13 protein-coding genes are annotated in these 20,992 nt (G+C 69.1%); 7 read left to right on the top strand and 6 right to left on the bottom strand.

Annotated features, from left to right (window positions below; all coding sequences use genetic code 11):
* Window positions 1-84 precede the first annotated feature (84 nt).
* Window positions 85-1,473 carry a nucleobase:cation symporter-2 family protein gene (locus GQ57_RS35080; protein ID WP_031403528.1) on the top strand — a complete coding sequence of 463 codons (1,389 nt, stop codon included), beginning with the start codon at window positions 85-87 and terminating at the stop codon, window positions 1,471-1,473.
* Window positions 1,474-1,756: 283 nt separating this feature from the next.
* Window positions 1,757-2,182 carry an NUDIX hydrolase gene (locus tag GQ57_RS35075; RefSeq protein WP_031403527.1) on the top strand — a complete coding sequence of 142 codons (426 nt, stop codon included), beginning with the start codon at window positions 1,757-1,759 and terminating at the stop codon, window positions 2,180-2,182.
* A gap of 102 nt (window positions 2,183-2,284) precedes the next feature.
* Here GQ57_RS35075 and GQ57_RS35070 read toward each other — a convergent pair whose 3' ends face one another.
* Complete coding sequence (locus tag GQ57_RS35070) at window positions 2,285-2,497, bottom strand: hypothetical protein (protein ID WP_031403526.1); 213 nt, start codon at window positions 2,495-2,497, stop codon at window positions 2,285-2,287.
* Window positions 2,498-3,010: 513 nt separating this feature from the next.
* Between GQ57_RS35070 and GQ57_RS35065 the strand changes: the two genes are divergently transcribed.
* The 5 genes from GQ57_RS35065 to GQ57_RS35045 are packed head-to-tail and all read left to right on the top strand — an operon-like array spanning window position 3,011 to window position 12,559.
* Window positions 3,011-5,317 (top strand): hypothetical protein, encoded by a 2,307-nt coding sequence (locus GQ57_RS35065; protein ID WP_152601989.1) that lies wholly within the window; start codon window positions 3,011-3,013, stop codon window positions 5,315-5,317.
* Between the two features lie 31 nt (window positions 5,318-5,348).
* Window positions 5,349-7,004, top strand: a complete 1,656-nt coding sequence (locus tag GQ57_RS35060; RefSeq protein ID WP_034200281.1) for a hypothetical protein — start codon at window positions 5,349-5,351, stop codon at window positions 7,002-7,004.
* Between the two features lie 34 nt (window positions 7,005-7,038).
* The gene (locus GQ57_RS35055; protein WP_034200280.1) at window positions 7,039-8,028 is read left to right on the top strand and encodes a hypothetical protein; all 990 of its coding nucleotides are present in this window, start codon (window positions 7,039-7,041) and stop codon (window positions 8,026-8,028) included.
* Window positions 8,025-8,903, top strand: coding sequence for a hypothetical protein (locus GQ57_RS35050; protein WP_052001588.1), 879 nt, complete (start codon window positions 8,025-8,027; stop codon window positions 8,901-8,903). Before GQ57_RS35055 ends, GQ57_RS35050 begins: the two co-directional genes overlap by 4 nt.
* A 35-nt stretch (window positions 8,904-8,938) precedes the next feature.
* Window positions 8,939-12,559, top strand: coding sequence for a hypothetical protein (locus tag GQ57_RS35045; RefSeq protein WP_034200279.1), 3,621 nt, complete (start codon window positions 8,939-8,941; stop codon window positions 12,557-12,559).
* A gap of 135 nt (window positions 12,560-12,694) precedes the next feature.
* Here the strand turns inward: GQ57_RS35045 and GQ57_RS35040 are convergent, their stop codons facing one another.
* The 5 genes from GQ57_RS35040 to GQ57_RS35020 all read right to left on the bottom strand — a co-directional run bounded on the left by GQ57_RS35040 (window position 12,695) and on the right by GQ57_RS35020 (window position 20,818).
* Complete coding sequence (locus tag GQ57_RS35040; RefSeq protein ID WP_034200278.1) at window positions 12,695-14,932, bottom strand: TOMM precursor leader peptide-binding protein; 2,238 nt, start codon at window positions 14,930-14,932, stop codon at window positions 12,695-12,697.
* Window positions 14,933-15,018: 86 nt separating this feature from the next.
* Window positions 15,019-15,372, bottom strand: coding sequence for a BMA_0021/BMA_0022 family TOMM bacteriocin (locus tag GQ57_RS35035; protein WP_031403519.1), 354 nt, complete (start codon window positions 15,370-15,372; stop codon window positions 15,019-15,021).
* Window positions 15,373-15,388: 16 nt separating this feature from the next.
* Window positions 15,389-15,739 carry a BMA_0021/BMA_0022 family TOMM bacteriocin gene (locus tag GQ57_RS35030; RefSeq protein WP_031403518.1) on the bottom strand — a complete coding sequence of 117 codons (351 nt, stop codon included), beginning with the start codon at window positions 15,737-15,739 and terminating at the stop codon, window positions 15,389-15,391.
* A gap of 34 nt (window positions 15,740-15,773) precedes the next feature.
* Entirely contained in the window at window positions 15,774-19,817 is a 4,044-nt protein-coding gene (locus GQ57_RS35025) for a TOMM system kinase/cyclase fusion protein (RefSeq protein ID WP_034200277.1), read from the bottom strand.
* Window positions 19,814-20,818 carry an FHA domain-containing protein gene (locus GQ57_RS35020; protein WP_031403622.1) on the bottom strand — a complete coding sequence of 335 codons (1,005 nt, stop codon included), beginning with the start codon at window positions 20,816-20,818 and terminating at the stop codon, window positions 19,814-19,816. The genes GQ57_RS35025 and GQ57_RS35020 overlap by 4 nt, the downstream gene beginning before the upstream one ends.
* Between the last annotated feature and the right edge of the window lie 174 nt (window positions 20,819-20,992).

The raw sequence follows: 20,992 nt of genomic DNA, 5'->3' as shown, positions 1-20,992 counted from the left end.
CTCCCCGCCTTTCCGGCGCACGCCGGCGGCGGCGGCCCCTTCGGCTAAAATGCCGCACTTTCCACCTCGTCCGGCCCGCTCGCCATGCAACCCGCCTCCACCGCCCAACCCGCCTCCCATGGCGCCGATGCCGCAGAAGCGGCCCGCGACCTCGTCTACGGCCCGAACGACCGGCCGGCGCCGATGGTCGCCTTCGTCGCCGCGCTGCAGCACCTGCTGGCGATCATCGTGCCGATCGTCACGCCCGGCCTGCTGATCTGCCAGGCGCTCGGCGTGTCCAGCCGCGATACGACGCTGATCGTGTCGATGTCGCTGGTGATTTCCGGCATCGCCACCTTCGTCCAGTGCAAGCGCTTCGGCCCGCTGGGCGCCGGCCTGCTGATCGTCCAGGGCACGAGCTTCAACTTCGTCGGCCCGCTGATCGCCGGCGGCAGCCTGATGGTCAAGCAAGGCACGCCGGTCGAGACCGTGATGGCCGCGATCTTCGGCGTCGTGATCGCCGGCTCGTTCGTCGAGATGGGCGTGTCGCGCATCCTGCCGTTCGTGAAGCGCCTGATCACGCCGCTCGTCACCGGCATCGTCGTGCTGCTGATCGGCCTGACGCTGATCAAGGTCGGCCTCATCAGCATGGGCGGCGGTTTCGGCGCAATGGCCAACGGCACGTTCGCGAGCGCGGAAAACCTGACGCTATCGGGCCTCGTGCTCGGCACGATCATCCTGCTGAATCGCGTGCCGATCGTGTGGGTGCGCAGCACCGCGCTCGTCATCGCGCTCGTCATCGGCTATCTCGCGGCCGCGTTCCTCGGCCGCCTCGACTTCACCGGCATGCACCAGGCCGCGCTGTTCCAGGTCCCGACGCCGCTGCACTTCGGCCTCGGCTTCTCGTGGTCGCTGTTCGTGCCGATGCTGATCATCTATCTCGTCACGTCGCTCGAAGCGATCGGCGACGTCACCGCCACCAGCAAGATTTCCGGCGAGCCGGTCGAAGGGCCGGTGTGGATGCGGCGCATCAAGGGCGGCGTGCTCGTGAACGGCGCGAACTCGCTGCTGGCCGGCGTGTTCAACACGTTCCCGAGCTCGGTGTTCGCGCAGAACAACGGCGTGATCCAGATCACCGGCGTCGCGAGCCGCCACGTCGGCATCTGGATCGCCGGGATGCTCGTGGTGCTCGGCCTGTTCCCGGTCGTCGCCGGCGTGCTGCAGGCCGTGCCGGAGCCCGTGCTCGGCGGGGCGGCGATGGTCATGTTCGGCGCGGTGGCCGCGTCGGGCATCAACATCCTCGCGGGCGTCCAGCTCGACCGCCGCGCGCTGCTGATCATCGCGGTGTCGCTGGCGCTCGGCCTCGGCGTGTCGCAGGTGCCGGACATCCTCAACAGCCTGCCGCACGCGCTGAAGAACGTGCTGGAATCGGGCGTCGCGACGGGCGGGCTGTGCGCGCTCCTGATGAACTGGTTCCTGCCGGAAAAGAAGTAACGGCACGCGCCCGCACCGGACCCGGACGGGCCCCTTCCCCGCGAACCGCGCGCCCGGCACATCGGGCGCGCGGTTTTTCATTGGGGATGCCTGAAGGTCGTCGGCCGCGTGCCGTCGACGCCGCTTGCGCGATGCGCACGACCGTGCGCCGGCCGCCGGCGATCCGAACCCGCGTCACGCGGCAAACCGCGTCGACCCGGGCGAGCAGGAAACGACGACGATCGATCGTCAAACCGCGTCAGACCGGCTTTTCCGATCGATCCACGCTGGTTAGAATGGCGCCATGCCCCGAGTCCTCGCATCCATTCCCGCTCCGGAATCCGCCGTCCTGCCGATCAAGGAGCGCGCCACCATCGTCTGCTACCGCGGCGAGCAGGTGTTGCTCGTCGCCCGCGCGGCGTCGCGCTGGGCTCTTCCCGGCGGCACGATCAAGCGCGGGGAAACGCCGCTCGACGCCGCACATCGCGAGTTGTGCGAAGAAACCGGCATGATCGGCCGGCCGCTCGTGTACTCGATGCAGTTCACCGGGCTCGCCAAAATCCATCACGTGTTCTTCGCTGAAGTCGGCCCGGACCAGACGCCGCAGGCGAGCAACGAGATCGCGAAATGCCGGTGGTTCGCCGTCGACAGCGTCGACGCCTTGCGCGCGAGCATCCCGACGAAGCGCATCGTCGAGCTCGTCTATCGTCACGAGATCAGCCACGCATAACGCACCCGTATCGCGCGCGGCGCGCGCGCATCGACGGCGGGCGCCATCGCGCGCCGCCGGGCGGCCAGGGTCGTCCCGCGCGGCTCGACGCCGCGCGAACGCTCAGTGCGGGCGCCGTCTTCGCAACTCGCGCGTGGAATAGACAACGAGAAAGATACCGAGCATCGCGGCGCCGGACGCCATGAAGTCGTTCGTGGTGCCCGAGCTGTTCAGCGACGCCGGGAAAATGCCGAGACTCAATCCCGCAACGGCAAGAAGCAATCCTGCCGCGACGCCCCAGATCGGTCCGGTAGTCTTGACGGTTTTATTCTTCATACGACATCCATCCACATTCATTGCATGGCCGGCATCGGCAAACGCTGCCGCAGCCCGCGTCCATCTGCTCCACTTTACCCCGAAAAAAATTCGCTGCGTTTCGGGGCTTGTACCCATCAAGTTTGCCCGACGGCGACCGCCGGGCCCTGGCACGGCGCGTCCGCGCGGGATCGCGCCAGCGACGAGCGCACCGCGCGCGAACCCCGCCACGACGCCTGCATGCCGATCGATTGCACACCGTCGCGGCAGGTGTAATTGCATGTAATTGAACGGCCCCTCCAAACTCCTTAATTTCCACCTGTACGTTCGATGCGCCGCTGCAAAACGGCGTGATCGCACCGAACGATCCGCGAAGCGCCGCACCTCGAACCGCCGCATGTCCAGATTCATGCAGTCCAGCAAATCGGCACCTTGACCGGGCCTCCGATCCGAGGCAGGAATTCGGCCCGCACCGCGCACGAAGCCCTGCCGACCTCGACTTGAAACACCGTACGTTCCCAACCGGAGATGGAAATGATCAATATTCAGGACTCCCGAGTCATCAAGTACGACAACGACAGGAAGAGCGTCACCGTCTATCGCGATTTCGCGAATGCCAATCTCTGGTACATCGTGCCGAGGCCGCAGCTGGCCACCCAGACCGTCGACGGCGTCACCCTGCCCGCCTTCGCGCTGACCGAATTCAGGACGAACAGCGGCTCGGCCGGCACGGTGACGTTTACGGCCGAACTCGTGATCGACCCGGAAGCCTACCAGGCCGTGAAGAGCGTACTGGGCCAGGGCATCGAATTCGGCCAGTTCGTGTGGAACGACGCCCAGGCCTTCCTGACGCTGACGCTGCCGTCCACCCAGCGGGATACGCAAATCAACGTCACGCCTTCGAATTTCGGCAGCAACGCGGCGACGTTCATCATCGACCTGAAGACCGCCGACGACGTCAAGGCGATTCGCGACATCTTCAACACGGGCGTCGGCCTGTCGACCTGGTCGATCCAGTACGTCGCCACGACGCTGAGCCAGTTGCCGGCGGTCAAGGCCACCGTGACCTACGACTGCACGATCGCCGCCAGCTACCAGAAGACCGTCCAGATCGACCGCAACGTCTGGGGCAGCGAGACCGGCCGGCGGACCACGATCCGCGAATACATGCAGAAGTCCGATTCCGGCAAGGTCAACCTGGAATGGGCGGTCCAGCCGTCGGACGAGTTCCGCCAACGCGTCCACGACTGGGCGTTCACGACGCTCGAGGGCCTGGTCCAGGCAGCCGCGGACGACGTCGCGCGCCGCCTCGGCGCGAGTGCCGCCGACGATTTCAGCATCAACTCGATCGGTTCGTTCCAGCGCATCTACCAGGAAAACGAAGTCATCGACTGGACGATCCAGCCGCAGGGCTTCCTGCCGACCTTCGACAAGGACGTCTGGAGCCGGCTGGACAAGACGGTCGACAACCGCACGCTCAACGTTGCCGTGACGATGTCGGCCGACCTGAAGGGCGCGGGCGTCAAGAAGGTCACCCTGACCATCGACTATCCGGCCAAGGCTCAGCCGGAGTCCCACACGTTCACGGTCGACCAGAACAGCCCGTGGACCTACGAGTCCAACGGATTCTTCGACGCCGACAAGAAATTCGTATCCGAATACACCTACTGGTACCAGGTCGAATCCGAAAAAGGCGAATCCTTCCCGTCGCCGAAGTTCAAGGCCAGCGCAACCCAGCTCCAGGTTTCCAGCACCGACCTCGGTTACCAGAAAGTCGAGTTCATCTGCTCGAACATCGCGTTTGCATCGGGCAAGGCCGGCTACACCGTGGGCGCCCCGGCCAACAACGTCGACTTCGTGCTGATCGACTTCACGTACCTGCCGACCGCGGGCGGCCAGCTGTTCGTCGATCAGCGCAAGGTCAGCAAGAACGGCGAGACCGTGCGATTCACCAGCCACAGCTTCCAGCCGATCGGCGCGGCCTATTCCTACGCGATCACCTACGTGCTGACGAACGGCGACATCATCGTCAACCGGCCGCAGTCGGTGTACCCGACGGTGAACAGCACGACCCAGACCATCTACAGCATGATCGGCCCGGCCGACTTCACGGTCACCGTCACGAACGACACGATCCGGGGTGGAAGTATCGCGCTGCCGGCCATCACCGGCATCGCGCTGACGACCGACTACACCGACCAGCCGGACAGCCCGGACCACCAGACGTACAGTTTCCACGACCTGCGGATCGAGGCCGACTACTCCGATACCTGGGAATACCAGGCCGTCAAGCGCAGCACCTCGACCGTCCAGGTCGACGGCACGGTCTATTACCGCGACAAGAACAACACGCGCAAATCCGTGGCGATCCGCAAGGTGCGCTACGGCAACCAGCCGTCGTTCGCACTGGACGTGTTCCCGGTCCAGCTGCCGTTCACGGTGACCTTCGATCCGTCGCTGGTCGACTGGAAGGCGTACGTCCAGGTCGAAGTCAAGGTGTACCGGAAGTCGGCATTCGGCCAGACCGACATCGACTCCAGCATCTTCAAGCCCGCCACCCTCGCGGACGGCACCACGGTCCCGCCGTCGCCCTACTACTACACGTTCTCGCGTGAAGTCGACGCATCGACGGAATTCCACTACGAGACGACCTACTTCGAGGCTTCGACCAAGCGCGGCGTTCCCGGCCCGCAGGGCAATTACGAAAACAACACGGTGATACTGCCCCACGACGCCACCGGAGGAAAGAAGACGGCCTACGCGGTACGGCTGCCGGCGAGCGACATCGTCACGCGCACCCTCGACGTGACCGACGAAGCCGACGAGACCGATCTGGCCTGATCGCCCTCCTGACCGACCCAAGCGCGCGACCATGACGACCCTTACCTACACCGTCAAGCTGGCAACCGAATCCGGCCCCGCAGCGCCGCCCGCCCCCCGGCGGGCCCGGCTGCTGCTCGAATTCAAGGATCCGGTCAACGACGCCTACCGGCAAACGACGCTCGTGCTCGACGCCGACACGCCACAGCGCACGTGGCAGATCGACGTGGGCGCGGCCGACGCCGGGCAGGCGTTCTATTCCTCGGTACTCGACTACGAGGCCAGCGAACAGGTCGCGCGCCCTCCGGTCGCTTTCGTCGGCACCCAGGCCACGGTCGGCGGACCGGCCGACCCCGTCTCCGTCGTGGCGCTGCTCGAGGCGCTCGACTGGGCCGCCGTGTCCTCGGTCCGGGTCGCCGTGGGCGGCGCATCCCACACGTTCTCCCGCGAGCGGCCGCATGCATGGTGGTTCGCGGTGCCCGCCCCGGGCATCGTCGAATGGCGCGCCGACTATGCGATGACCGACGGCACCACCCGATCCGGCGCGGGCGTGGCCACGCAGGGCGTCGCCGTCATCCCCGCGCCGCCGGTCGAGGTCGGCTTCTCGATCGCGACCGCCGACCTCGACGCGTTCGCGGTGGCGGCCGTCGCGCTTCGCGTGACCGGCCACGACGGCGTGACGCGGAGCGCCGAACTCGGCAAGACGCATCCGGACGCGACGCTGTCGCTGCCGTACGCGCCGCCGGGCCAGGCGTGGTTCGCCTACGACTGGACGGTCACCTACACCGACGGCACGCCGCCGTGGACCGCGCCCGCCCGCTCGAGCGACGGGGCGACGTCGATCGTGCTCGGCGATTTCGGCCGCATCCTGCTGGCCAGCGACAAGATCGACTTCGACGTGGTCGGGAAAGTGACGCTGTCCTGGCGCTACAACAACACACCCAAGAGCGCCGAGCTGTCCCGCGCGCAGCGGTCGGTCCTGCTGCGCCCCGACCAGGACTACGATCGCGCGCAGCCGCTGATCGCCGGCCTGTCCTACGTGCTGTCCAGCGGGTCGACGAATCTCGAGGGCGAGGCGGTGCCGCAGGGCCGCTTCGAGGTGCCGTATCCGCTGGGCACGCGGCTCGTGCGCGTCTTCGCGCCCGGCCTGCTGGCCACGCCGCCGCTCTACAGCGCGATGAAGCTCACGTCGGTCCAGACGCTGGAGCTGGGGGCGGGCTGGCAGTTGCAGAACGGCCTGCCGTCGATCAGCCTCACCCCGGGCGCGCCGACCTGGGAAACGCGCGTCGCCGCGGTCGATCCGGAACGGGTCGCGCTGATTTTCTCGGGCACGGCCACCCCGGCCGGCGGCGGCCGGCCGAAGCAGATCGCCGAAACCCGCTCGCCGTTCGAGCTGACGCCCGCGGGCCCGGAGATCCCGCTCGCGACGGTTCAGGTGTCCGCCCAATCCGTCGACTGGGAGCGCTATGCGCGCGTGGAAGCGAGCCTGTGGACCGGCAGCGACGCGCAAAGGGAAAACGAACAGACCGTCTCCTTCGACCGCAACAGCGCCGATGCATGGTGGGCCTACCTGCCCGCGCCGGGCGCCTACGGCCCGTCGTTCCGCTGGTCGGCGACCTACTATCCGGCCGACGGCGCGTCGCCGCTGCACAAGGCGCCGACGGCCGGCGACAACCCGCGCCTGTCGCTGCCCCCGACCGTATCCTGAGCGCGGCCTGCCCGCACCAATGCCCACCATGCCCATGGCCGAACTCCACCCGGCGGTGCAGCGCGCGCTGGCGCTGGCGTCCTCGTACGGGACGCCGGCACACCCGCTCGCCGCGCCCGCGCCGGACGCCGCGCTGCGCCACCTGCTGCGCGACCGTTCGCCGGCGGAACCCACCGCCTGGAACGACAGCAAACTGGGGCGCAGCGGCTTCCCGGTGGAAATCTCCATCGCGTTCGGCCGGCCGGAACTGCGCTACACCGTCGAGCCCGCCGGCCCGGACATTCCCCCCGCGCGCCGGCTGAACCGCGCGGTGGCGGCCATCGCCGCGCTGTCCGACGAATCGGTCGAACCGGCGGACCTCGCGGCGATCGCGTCCTTCCAGGGCAATGCGGCGCTCGCCTGGGGCGCATGGCTCGGCGGACGGCACGGCGACGGCAAGCCCCGCTTCAAGCTCTACGCGGAGGTGCCCGAGCGCGGCGCCGAGCCCGCCGTTGCGTGGGCCGCCCGCCATCTCGGCGACCTGTCCGCCATCGTCCGGCGCGGCGCGCGGCCCGTGATGGCCGGCTGGCAGCCCGCGGGCCGGCGCGCCGAGCTTTACTTCCGCACGCGCCGCCTGTTCCGCGCGGACGTGCCGCTGCTGATGGCGGCGGCGCGGCTCGACCATCGCGCCGACGAAGTCCTGGGCCTGCTGCAGGATGCCTGCTGCAGCGCCATCGAGGCCGCGCTGCCGGCCGCCGACTTCGGCGTCAGCATCGGCGCCGGACCCGACGGCACGTCGACGTTCACGCTGTACGCGGTCGCCAACGACCTGTTCGGCGGCGATGGCCGCATCCGCGAAACGGTGCTTCGCGTCGCCGCCGCCCGCGGCTGGGACACGCACTTCTACCGCGCGCTGAGCGAACCGCTGGCGGACGCGAGCGGCTTCGTGACCCGGCACGGGATGTTCGGCATCGTCGTGGCGTCGGACCAGCCGGCGACCGTGGCCATCGGACTGACGCCCGACCACCCCGAGACACGCTCATGAGCGCCTCGCTGCCCGCCCGCGCCGCCGACGCGATGTCCAATCCACTCGCCGCGCTCGACGCGCTCGTCGCCGCCCAGGCGCCCGGCGGCGCGTTCCCGTCGCACGTGAGCGTCGATGCGCACCACCACGTCGACGAGAACGCCTTCGTCACGGCCCTGATCCTCGACGAACTGGCCTGCCTGCCGGCCGGTACCGCCGATCGCGCGATCGCCCGCGGCCTCGACTTCCTCGAGAGCTGCGCGTCGCTTACCTGCGCGGGGGCGTTCCATTTCTACCCGCCCGGGCGCATGCCGTCCTGGCTCGGCGCCGACCTGCCGGCGGACGCCGACGACACCGCGCTCGCGCTGATGCTGCTGGCCCGCTTCGGACGGCTCGGCACGGCCGAGGCCTTCGACACGCTGGACCGCGTGCTGCATCCGTGGCGGCTGCATTACCGCCCGGAGTACGCCGATCCGTGGGTCGCGCAAGGAGCGTGCCGCACCTGGCTCGACCGCCGGGCGGCGCCGAATCCGGTCGATGCGTGCGTGAACGCGAATGTCGCGACGGCACTGACCGCGCTCGGCCGCGCCGACCACGACGCGTGCCGCGCCGCGCGCGACACCGCGCTGGACGCGATCGCGTTCGTCGCCGAGAACCCCGCGCATCGCGGACGGCTCACCGCCTTCTACCCCGACCTGTGGGAGCTGGTGCATGCGCTGCGCCGCGGCGCACGGCGCGGCGTCGCCGGCTTCGCGCAAGCAGCCGCGCGGCTGGCCGGCATGCTCGCTCCCCATGCCGGCGCGTACGCCACGGTGTGCTCGTCCACCGACCGCCGCTGGCGCTGGACAGCGCCCCTGTTGCAAACCGCGCGCGCGCTCACGCGCGACACGCCCTAGTCGTCACCGCCCATCCCTTTCACTGGAGAGATTCCATGCCTGGCGTTCATACCGTCCCGCCGTCCCTGTCCGCTTCGCTCTACGGCAACGCGTCCGATCCGAAATCGGGCCTGCAGGTCAGCACCCGCCTGATGGAAAGCTACGAGATCGTCAGCCCCGTCACCGGCGCGAGCGACATCTCGACGTTCCTCAATTCCGCCGGACGCCTCGACATCTATTCGTCCGGCACCGCGCAAAAGGTCTACCGCATCCGCGCGGACAACCAGTCGGACACCGGCTGGACCGAAGCCGATCTCGGCGTCACCGCGAGCCAGATCAGCCCCTACCTCGCGCGCAGCGACGATTACGACAACCCCAACCTTCTCGGCATCGGCACGAACGGCAAGCTGACGCTGAGCCAATGGAAGGACGGCCGCTATGCGCAGGCCGACTGCCAGCCTGCCAGCGCAAAGCGCCCGCTCAAGCAGATGCTGTCGACCCGGAATTTCGGCAACATCTACGTCAACGTCGTGCTCGACAACGACGAAGTCGGCAGCAGCTACCTGAGGAAGGACGGCACCTGGGGGTCGACCGACTGGGTGCCGATCCGCAAGAGCCAGAGCAGCACGGACAATGCCACGGTCAAGCGCATCGCGATGTGCTCGAACGATCCGGTCCAGCAGTCACTGTTCGCCATCGGCCCCGACAACGCCGTGCTGTTCGCGCAGAGCGACTTCCGCTTTTCCTATTTCACGACGCTCGGCTACAAGAAGGCGATCGACATCGCGGTCGTGTCCGACCAGGAGAAGCGCCTGAACATCTTCATCGTCGACACCGACTTCGGCATCTGGCAGAAGCGCGAGAAGAAGTACAGCACGTCCGGCATCCAGTTCGACGACTGGGTGCTGGTCAGCAACGCGGCGCCGGTGACCGGGCTGCGGGCCGTCATCAACGCAGGCGGACTGCTCGAGATCTTCGCGATCGGCAAGGACCAGCGGCTCTACCACACGCGGCAGATCAGCAGCGGGCTCAACAAGATCAACTGGTCGAGCCTGTTCCAGCTCGGCAACCCGGTGCCCAACACGAAATTCACCGTCGGCCGCAACGCCGCCGGCTTCTCGGAAGCGTATTCCGTGTCGTCGGACAGCAAGCTTTACCGCTTCTGGCAGGATCCGAAGACGACCCAGTGGACCAACGAGGCCATCCGCCTGCAGGGCACGGGCGAGATGACGCCGGTACCGACCCATGCCACGGAAATCACCGTGCTGGACGACGCCGGGCAGCTCGCGGTCAATGCGCAGGTCCACATCGATGCGGCGTCGATGGTGCCGCTGCGCATCAACGGCCTCTACTACCAGGCGAGCCCCGACTACACGATCCCCGTCCTGTCCGGCGGCGGCGGCAAGGTCGTGATCGAGCGCTTCGCCAACAGCCTCGCGAGCCCCAGCTACCACGTCCGCACGCAGTACATGCAGCCGGGCGAAGGCGTCACCGTGGAGCCGAACGGCGCACTGCAGGAGAAGATGCACGCGGTCGACGCCGACGCCGTCTGGAACGCGAAAAACGCCTCCGGCGCCTACCTGCTGGACGGGGATTTCCGCACCCGCGAAAACGCCGAGAACGTGGCGAAGGTCATGCGGCAGTCGATGTCGTTCGGCATGCCGGCGAATGCGGCCGTCCGGAGCCAACGCTACCTCGGCGCGAACCGCTCGCTCGTCGGGCTGCGGCATACGACGCGCGGCACCGCCGACCCGTTCGCGCTCGTGCCGGAAGACGTGCCCGCGCAGCACTGGCGCGTGTCGTTCACCGATAACGGCCTGCACTACGACGACCTGTCCGCGGACCAGGCCGGCGCCTACCTGCTGCGCTCCCGCACGCTGGCGACGTCCGGCGACGAAACGCTGATCAATGCCGGCTTCCTCGACATCGACTGGGGCGACATCTGGAACGCGATCAAGAACGGCGTCGGCCGCATCATCAACGGCCTGAAGGAATTCGTCGTGACGACCATCATCGATCCGGTCACGCGGCTCGTCAGCGAGATCAAGGTCGTGTTCAACTTCCTCATCGACGGCGTGACGTACCTGATCGACAAGACCATCACGCTCTTCCAGCAGGCGTTCGATATCGTCGAGGGCATCTGGAACAAGCTCAAGGTGTTCTTCAAGGAGCTGTACGAGTGGCTGGCCTTCTTCTTCGCATGGGGCGACATCAAGCGCTCGGCGGAGGCGACCCTCCATACGTTCGACGCGACCTTCGACTATCTGCTCCTGGCGGTCGATGCGGTGAAGGGCCAGGTGGCGGCCGGCTTCGACCACCTGCAGACGGAGATCGACAAGGCCGTCAACACGTTCATCGCGAAACTGGACCCGAAGCTCGGGATCGGCCAGTATGCGAACGACGTCGACCAGCCCGACCCGCGAATCGACGAATCCACCAGCCACAACGTGCTGTTCAACGCGTTTTCGGACAACTACAAATCGACGCGCGCGCTGGCCCGGAGCGATGCGCTGGTGCTCGCCACCGACCCGCTCCAGGGCCTGTGCGAGAAACTGAAGGACGTCGCCGACAACTTCGAGTTCGGTCAGGGCAAGAATGCGTTCAGCGCCGCCGCCACGTACTTCGAGCAGATCGGCCGCACCCCCGATCGCGTGCTCGACCTGCTGATCGCGGGCACCGTCAAGGTGATGGAGGGCGTCACCCAGTTTGCGCTGAGCGCGGCCAAGGGCCTGGTCCTGACGATTCTCGACCTGGTCGGCGACGTGATCACCGCGATCAAGGACCTGTTCGACACGGAATGGGACATCCCGTTCGTCTCGCAGCTTTACAAGCTGATCACCGGCTCGTCGCTGAGCATCAAGGTGCGCGACCTGTTCTCGTACATCGTCGCCATCCCCGGCACGCTGCTGTACAAGCTGGTGAAGCACGACGCGCCGTTCCCCGACGCCGCGAGCGTCACCCGCTTCAAGTCGTCGTTCACCGCGCAGTGGCTCGCCGAGCAGAGCGGCATCGCGCCGAAGTCCGAGGTTTCGCTGATGGTCAGCGCCGAACAGAAATCGGCCATCTCGATCTTCTTCGGCGTCTCGGCGTCGGTCTGCATCTTCGCCGCGACGATTCTCGACACCATCGAGATCGCGCTGCAGACCGAGGAGACCGAGGTGGAGGCGATCAGTACCGGCTCGCTGTTCATGGGCTTCGGCTCCGCGTTCTTCAGCGTGCCGTGGATGATCGCGAGCGATGCGGGCGGCTTCTCGTGCAACGACGCCAAGGGGCTCAACAACCTGCTGTGGCTGCTGAACACCGTCGCGGGCTATGGACGGGCCGGCGCGCTCAAGATCGCCGGCAAGAAATACAAGATCCCCGCGGAAGTGGATCAGATCACGGTCAATCTGTGGGGCTGCGCGCGGCTGGCCCTGACGATCGTGTGGGCCGTGAAGAGCGGCGAGGAGCTGGACGGCTTCGAGGCGGCGGAGGCGTTCGTCGACACGATCACCGGCCAGGTGTTCCGCTTCCTGGGCGTCAAGGCAGTGGTCACCGCGACCGAGGGCATCTCGCTCCTCGCGCTGCTCGTCATCGTCGGCCTGGGCGGCTTCACGACCACCGCGCTGCATCTGGCCGTGTCGCTGAAGTCCGAGGAGGCCGTCGCGAAGCGCCTGCCGGCGCAGGCGCTGGCGTGACGCCGGCCGGGCGGCGGCGCGGCGCCGGCCGGCCGTGACGCGCTGCCGCGCGGCGACACCCGGGCAGGCCGGCCGGGTGTCGCCGCGCCACGACGGCCGGCGCAACGCCGGAGGCGTCGTGCGGTAGCCCTGGCGTCAAAGGAACAGCAACGCCTCGTTCAACTCCGGCTCGCTGCACGGCTGCCCGCGCCAGCCCAGTTGCACCGGGACCGAGTAGAGCCGTTGCGCGCCGAAACGCGGCCAGAAATGGCACAGCCCCGGCGCGATCACCTGCACCACGTGCAGGCCGATGTCGGGCCGCGTCTTGTCGACGACGAGCACGTCCATGCCGGCTGCCGCGATGCGGCCGACAGCATGCGCGATCGCCGCCGGCAACGACGCGGCGTCGACCGGCTGCCACGTCGACGCGGTCGTGGCGGGCGCCTCGTCCGCCGGATACAGGAACCGGGTATCCGCAAGCTTGTCGCGATCCCACGGGTGCGGCGCGTCCGCCGTGACGTCGAGCAACTGGTTGACCTCGGTCAGCGCCCGCTGCACCGCGATGCGGCCGTCCGGGTGGCAGCCGAAACCGATCGAGAAGCGCCCGTCCTGCGGATTCTCCGCCAGCGCGGCCACGGTCGGCGCGCCGAGATCGGCGGTGATGTCGAGCGCCCACAGACGCCATCCGAACGCCGCGTATTCCCGCACGAGCGCCTCGAAATACGGATCGTCGAAACTCGCGAGTTCGACGCCCGGGCGCGGAATCCGGTTGTACCACCAGATCGCGACCGCATCGCGCTCGATCAATTCGAGCATGCCTTGCAGGATGGCCTCGTCGACGCTCGATCCCGCCGCGCAGCCGTTCGGGTTGTGCACGCATGCGGCCGGCGCCCGCGCACTGTCGGGCGTCTCCGCATAGCAGTAGCTCAGCGGCACGAGGCGGCGCCGGCCGGTCACGAGCGACCAGGCCGGCGTCCAGTCGATCACGTCGCGCGCCGTGAAGCGCGGCGGCACCTGCTTGCGAACGTCGCGGGTCAACGCGTTGATCGCGTCGCGCGCGTCGAATTGCCGTTCGCTGAACTGCTGAAGATCGTTCACGTGGATCGGGGCGGCATCGCACGCCGGGTCGGCGAGCAGGCTGTCGATGCTTCCGGTCAGCGTCGCCTCGTCCCCCTGGTACACGCTGCTGAAACGCTCGAGCGCCTCGCATAGCGCGCTCGTACGCGCCTGCTCGTCGGTGCGGCCCTTGCCGGAGCAGATCCGGTCGAACCGGTTGCTGCCCGGCACGGCGGCCGGGCACACGAGAAAGCCCGATGCGTAGACCTTGCGCAGGCCCGCATGCCGCTTCGGCATCGGGTGCAGATAGGCGATCGCGCCGCTGACCGGCGAGATCAGGTGCGCATGGCGCGCAAACACCTGCTGCGGATCGGCGGTGCGGTAGCCGCCGTCGGCGCGCGCCAGCGGCGCGGGATCGGCGAGACGCGGCGCCCGCGCCGCCTGCTCGCGCATCCACGCGGGATTGCCGCAGCACGGGCATTGCGGCCGCTTCAGCACGCGGTGCCGCTCGGCGGCCAGCGTGTCGATGCGCTGCGCCACGATATGCGTCTGCGCGCGCTCCGATGCCGTGCGGCTGACCGCGATCTGCTCGAGCGTCGCCGCCACGAGCGCGGCCGCCGCCGCGGCCGCCGCGCGCGACGCGGCCTGCGGCAGGCGCGTCGCGTCGCTGCCGTGATGGCGCGCGAGCAACGCCTCGACCGGCCGGTTGATGCGAATCCAGTAACGCACGCATTCGATGCATGGCGCGTCGGCAAGCCCGCCGCCGCCGGCCAGCAACGGCCCGATCAGCGTCTGCACGCCGCCGGCCGCGACGACCAGCAGCGCCCCGCCGCGCGCCGCGACGCGGGCGGCGCACGCGGCGAGATCGTCGCGGTCGTGCGTATCGGCGATCGCGACGGTCAGCGCGGCATCCGCCACGACGTCGATGCCGGCGGCGTCGAGCGCGCGCCTGAGCGCGGCGTCGTCGGCGCCGAACCGCTCGACCGCGACGCGCAATTGCGCGACCTGCGCGCAGGCCGCGTCGCCGTCGAGGCCGGCGCGCTCGAAGAAGCCGCGCGCCGCATCGTCGTCGTGCGGGGCGTCCGCGCGCACGTAGGCGCGGCGCACCAGATGGTCGAGCCCGGCGAGCACGTTCCATTCGCCGAACTCGCCCGACAGCGACGTCACGATCTCGCCGGTCGTCATCCGTGTCCGCAGGCAGGCCGCGATCCGCACGAAGAGCGCGCCGGACAGCATCGCGCGCTTGAATTCGTCGACGACGAACAGCGTGTCGGGCCCCGCGTCGAGCACGCGCAAATGCGGTTTGAAGCGCAATATGCGCGAGAAATCGTCGAGCATCGTCTGCCTCCAGGCAAGTCACAATCGCCGCCGTGCGGCCCGTCCCGCACGGGCTGCACGGCGGCGCACGGCTCAGGCGCGCGCGGTCAGCAGCACGTGAACAGGTAGCACGGCCCGGCGTCGCTGTAGGCCGCGAGTGCCACCGCCTCCTCGTTCAGCTGTGCCGGCCGCGCCGGCACGCCGACCGTCATCGTGTTGCGCGGCAGGCGCCAGCTCCCTTCGCGGCTGTCCCAGCCATAACCGGCGCCCGGCTTCACCACCTCGAGCTCGAGCAGCCACGGGCATTGATAGTTGAAATATCTCGAGAGCGCATCGAACGGATGCGTCAGCAAGTCCTCCTTGAACACCGGATCGCGCCAGGAAAGCGCGATCGCGCGCAGGTACACCTGCTGGAACTCCAGCATCGATTCGAGCGTCGGCGTAGCGTTGTCCACTGCCATGTGAGACTCCTTGAGGTTATTGACGGTCCAGGATGTCGATGTGGTTCGCGTTATACGCGGCGAGCGCCTGCGCGTACTGCGACAAGTCTTCCGGCGCGGGCGGCAGGACCAGCGTGAGCCGGTTGTTGCGCAGCGTCGTCCAGCCGCCGTTGACGTCCGGCGTCCAGCGCGACGTGTCGTTCTTGACCTGCAGGTCGATCTGAAACGGATAGTCGTACTGGAACTGGTCGCTCAACGCCTGGATCGGGTCGGTCTCGAGCGCCTCGAGGAACACCGGGGAATGCCAGGCTAGGGCAATCGCCTCGATGATCACGGCGCGGTATTCGAGGAATTCCTCGTACGTCGGGGAACGCAGATTCTGGGCCATCGGTTTGCTCTCCAAGAAGGACGAATGGGACCATCTACAGCAGCGCATGCAACATCGTTTCGGCGTGCGTGGCGATGCGGCCCATGCCCGCCGTCGTTGCAATTCCGGCTGCGCGCCGGCAGGCGGCCCGGGCCGCCTCGCCGTTTCGCCGCGGGTCGGCCGCGCGCAGGTACTCGCATTTCTTCAGCAGCAACTGGGCTTCGTAGTAACGCTCGCCGGTCGATTCGCAGCGGGCCAGGCAGTGCCCGAGCTGCGCCAGCGCGGCGTCGAAATCGCCGCACCCGGCATCCAGCTCGGCAAGCAGCGACGCGTAATAGGTCAGCCCGAGCAGCCCGCCCGACGCCTGCTGCGCATCGAGATGGGCAACCAGGCCCGCGCGATCCCCGTGCGCCCACGCGCGAATGATCGCCGCGTAGTGCCCCACCGCGCGCAGCCGGTGCACATCCGACAGGCGCAGGATCGCCTCCGACAGCGCGAGCGCCCCGTCGCGGTCGCCCGCGAGCTGGCAGGTTCGCGCGAGGTACATCATCGTCACGCCGAGCGTCGGCAAATGGTCGAGGCAGGTCGCGCAATGCACCGCGTCGCGCCCCATCGCGAGCGCGGCCTGCGGATCGTCGTCCATGCACCAGCGCACGCTCGCCAGCGACGCCATCGTCCACGCGCGCGTATCGAGCCCGAGGATGCGCCGGTGGTCCGCGTCGCGTCGCACGTCGTAGCCCGCCAGCACCGCGTCGAACGCGGCGCGGGCGCATGCATAGTGGCCGTCGATCCACAGGCTCATGCCGCGCATCGTGTCCGCCGCGACCTGGATGCCGGCCTCGCCGCGCCCGGCCGCGAGCGCGTCGAGCCGCGAGCCGATCCGGCGCACGGTGGGACGGTCGCCCGCGACGTGGTAGTAGGTCGACAAGGTCCAGAGCGCGCTGATTTCGAGCGCCGGATCGTCGAGCGTCTGCGTCTGCCGCAACAACTGCTCCGCATGCGTGCGCACCTGCGGATCCGCCCAGCCGAACCGCGCCATCGTCGCGTGCGTCAGGGTCGTGCGGAGCCGCGCGCCGTCGTGTTCGCGTTGTGCATAGGCGGCGTTGCCGAGCCAGTCGAGCACGGCCTGCCCGTAGCGGATCGCGTCGTCGTACCGCGCGCGTTCGAGCGCGCGCCGCGCCGCGTCGATGCCGTGGGCGATCGCGTCGGCCAGCGCCCCCGCCTGCGCGAAGTGCCCGGCGACGCCGAACGCGTGCGCCCCGGCGCCGCGATCGGCTTCCGCGCTCAGCGCACGGCCGACCCGCGCATGGTTGCCGCGCCGCACGGCGGCCGGCATCGATTCGTAGGCGGCATCGCGAATCAGCGCGTGGCGGAACGCATAGAACACCCGATCGCGCCGATGCTGCGCGTACACGATCCGTTCCTCGAGCAGCAGCCGCAGATGCGCGTCGAGCGTGACCCGATCGTGCGGCGACGCGTCGGCGAGCAGTTGTGCATCCACCTCGAGCCCGATGGTCGCGGCGAGTTGCGCCGTGTCGCGCGCATCGTCGATCCGGTCGAACGCGAGACCGAGCATGCCGCCGAGGCTGAGCGGAAGCGGATAGGGATCCGTTGCCCGCCGCCCCGCGGGCGCCCCCTCCGCGCCGCTCGTCTCCAGCTCGCGCGCGACGGCCTCGATGAACAGCGGGATGCCCGCCGTGCGATGGGCAAGCTGGTCGAGCCAGACCGGATCGGGCGTGCTCCGGCCGAGGTGCGCCGACATCAGGCGCTGCGCGTCGTCGCGCGACAGCCGGCGCAGCACCAGGCGTTCGGTCGTGCCGCGCCAGCGCCCGAGCTTGTCGGGACGCGACGTGAACACCACGGCGAGCGCCGCCGCGCGCGGCGAGCCCTGCAGGTATCCCAGAAAATCCTCCGTCGAGCGATCGATCCACTGGACGTCCTCGACGACGAGCAACACCGGCGCGCCGTTGCCGAGCGACACGATCAGTTGCTCGAGAACGTCGAACAACGCATGCCGCTCGCGCGCGCTCGACCACAAAAAGCCCTGCGCGTCGCAGGGCAGCCCCAGCCAGGTCGCAAGCGCGGCGCGCGCCGCCGCGTGATCGCATTCGAGCGGCGCGATCATCGCGTCGATCGCCGCGAGCGCGCCGCCGGCCGGGCTGTCGGCGTCGATGTGCCAGTGCGCGCCGATGAACCGGAGGATCGGAAACAGCGCATGATTCTCGCGCTCGGGCAGGCACCCGCAATGCGCGAACGCGTGGCCCTGCAGCCGCACGGCCTCGCACAGCTCGTGCACGAGGCGCGACTTGCCGATGCCCGCGTCGCCGACGACGAGCCGCGGCACGCCGTACGGCGCCGCCTCGCCACGCAGCGCGCGCCGGTATCGTGCAAGCGTCTCCTGCCACGCGCGCAGCAGCGCGTCGAGTTCGCGCGCGCGGCCGACCATCGGCGCCCGCGTGCCGGTGTCGAGCGAATCGAACGGCGTATCGGCGCGCCGCTCGCCGAGCAACTCATGGACCGGCTGCGGCACGAGGCCCGCGCGCGCCAGCCGCAGCGCGGTCGGCCGGTGGTCGGCATGCCGTTCGAGCGCGAGCCGCGCATCGTCGCTGATCAGGATCTGCCCGGGTCCGGCCAGCCTCAGCAACCGCGACGCCGCGGCAGGCGTCGAGACGCCCGACATGTGCGACGCGTGCGCGAGCGCCTGCCCGACGTGAATCGCCGCGGCCACTTCGACGCGCCAGCCTTCGCCGCCGCCGATGCCGCCGGCAGTCGCCGGCACCGGCAGCCGCGCGCGCTCGGCCACCCGCACCATGTCGAGTGCCGCGCGCGCCGCGCGGCGCGCGGGCCGGTCGAGGTCGCCCTGCAGGCCGAAATGGAACAGCAGCGTATCGCCGAGCCGTCCGCCGGCGTGCGCGCCGTAGCCGACGGCGATGTCGGCGCACTTCGTCAGCCACTGCTCCTCGTAGCCGTCGAGCAGATCGCCGTGATCGGTCCCGGCGTGGCGTTGCCTGCCCTCCCCGGCGATCGTCACGCAACAGCACAGCGTGGTGACCTGCCGGTACTCGCCGGCCGCCGCGATCGTGTCGCCCCGCGGCGCGGACGGCTGCGCGCGCGTTCGCCGGCTTGCGCGGCTGGCATCGAACTGGCCGACGAGCGCCGCGAAGTTGAGCGTGCGGAACTGCGCCGCGAGTTCGTCCGCCGACGCGGCGCGCTGCTCCGGATTCTTGTTCAGCGCGCGCCGCAGCACCGAGCCGAGCGGATGCGACGCGATCGACGGCGGGAGCGCGACATCCACCGGGCTGAGCTGCTGATAGAGAATGTCCGCCACGCTTGCGCCCTGCATGACCACATCGCCCGTCAGGCATTCGATCACGACCAGGCCCCACGCATACAGGTCGCTGCGCGGCGTCGGCGGCGCGTTGCGCAATTGCTCGGGGGCGCAATACGACGGCGAGCCGAGCACCTCCGTCGCCAGCGTCGCGGTCTGTCGCGCGATGTCTTCCGTGCCGGGCAGCAACGCGCCGATGCCGAAATCGAGGAGCTTCGCGTGCGGCCCGTCGTCGGCCATCGCGATCACGATGTTCTGCGGCTTCAGATCGCGATGCACGATGCCGCGCCGATGCGCGGCCGCGAGCGCGTCGAGCACCTCCGTCATCAGCCGCCCGGTGTCGACGGCAGACAGCGGCCCGTCCGCCGCGAGCCAGTCGCGCACGGTCCGGCCCTGCACCAGTTCGAATACCGCGAACAGCCGCCCGTCCGGCGCTTGCCCCTGGTCCAGCAGCGCCACGATGTTCGGATGCCGCAGCGCTTCGCACAGGCGCGTCTCGCGCCGAAAGCGCGCACGCCGGTGCGCGCGTTCCGGCGCGGTCCGCGCCGTGTCGTCGCGCATCAGCTTGATCGCGACCTCCTGCCCGGTTTCGCCGCAGGTCGCGCGAAACACCACGCCGTTGCCGCCTTCGCCGAGCAGCGGGCCGAGCCGGTAATGCCACTTGCCGGCAAGCTCCGCGAAAGGCGCGGCGGCCCGCCGCGATTCGGACGCGCCGGGCACGGCGGGCGCGCGGGACGCCGCCGGCGATACCGCCGATTCTCCCGCGCTCACGAGAAATGGACGACCGGGCCCGACGCCGGACGATGCGCGTCGAAACGCAGTTCGGCGCCCCCCGGCACCGACTGGCATTCGAGATGCTCCCCGCGCACGATGCGGAACGGAAAATCGCCGAAGCGGACGCTGCCGCGCCGGCGCTCGACGAGCTGGCTCGCGTCGAGCCCCGGCAGTGCCGCGAACTGGCTCCGGGCGCGGTGAATCTGCACGTTGACGTGCGACGTATCGATGCCGAGCATGTGCGCCAGCCGGCCGAGATCGATCCAGCCTTGCGACGCGGCGTCGTAGCCGGCCTGCATGTCGGCCGAGCGTGCGCGCGCGAGCGTGACGAGGCTGTAGTGATGGGCCCGTTCGCCGAGGTCGACCACCCCGCCGCGCACGTGCAGCAGCGTGCGCACGTGCTCTTCGTTACGGCTGACGAAGAATTCCAGCAGTTGCGCCGGCGCGGCCGGATCCGCCGGCACCGCGAGCGACATCGTCGAACCGCCACTCACCAGCGCCACGCGCCACGTGACGTCGCCGGTCGACACTTCGTCGCCGTCATGGAGCGCGCGCGGCGGCAGCGTGTCGTCGCACAGCCATTCGCCAGCCGCCGACCGGACGATCGAGACCGGCCGCGCGGCATGCGCGGGCAGGATCTGGCTCGGCGCGAGCACGATCGGAGGCGCGGCGCCCCGTATCGGCCAGAGCGTGTCGGCCGGATCGTCGAGCGCCTCGACGCGCCACGGCGCGATACCGGCCCGGCCGAACCGGATCACGTCGCCGGGTTTCAGCACCGCGTGCTCGCCGTCGCGCAACGGCGCGCCCGATACCGACGTGCCGTTGCTGCTGTGATCGTGAAGTTCCCACCGCCCGCCGCTCCAGCGTACATGGGCATGGACGCGGGACACCGATGCGTCCCGGATGACGGTGTCGCAGCGCGCGGGGTCGCGGCCGAACACGTGATACGCGCGGAGCAGGCACGCTTCCCCGGAAGAATCGTTCTTGAGTGTCGCCATGACCGGCCCCGTATCGGATTCGCCCGGATCGATGGCGCGATGCATCGACGTCGCCGGGCAAGCGATTGATTCACCCATCGCGAACAATGCCGCCTGTTCGCCGCCTCGTTACTTTTTTGTCATCTATCCGTCAAACCGTCGCCCATCCGGAATGCGTCATTTCCGTTAATTGAA

It is taken from the genome of Burkholderia sp. MSh2, assembly GCF_000731655.1.
GTDB lineage: Bacteria > Pseudomonadota > Gammaproteobacteria > Burkholderiales > Burkholderiaceae > Burkholderia > Burkholderia paludis.
The sequence above is the reverse complement of the archived record's forward strand: the minus strand, read 5'-3'. Positions and strand labels throughout refer to the sequence as shown.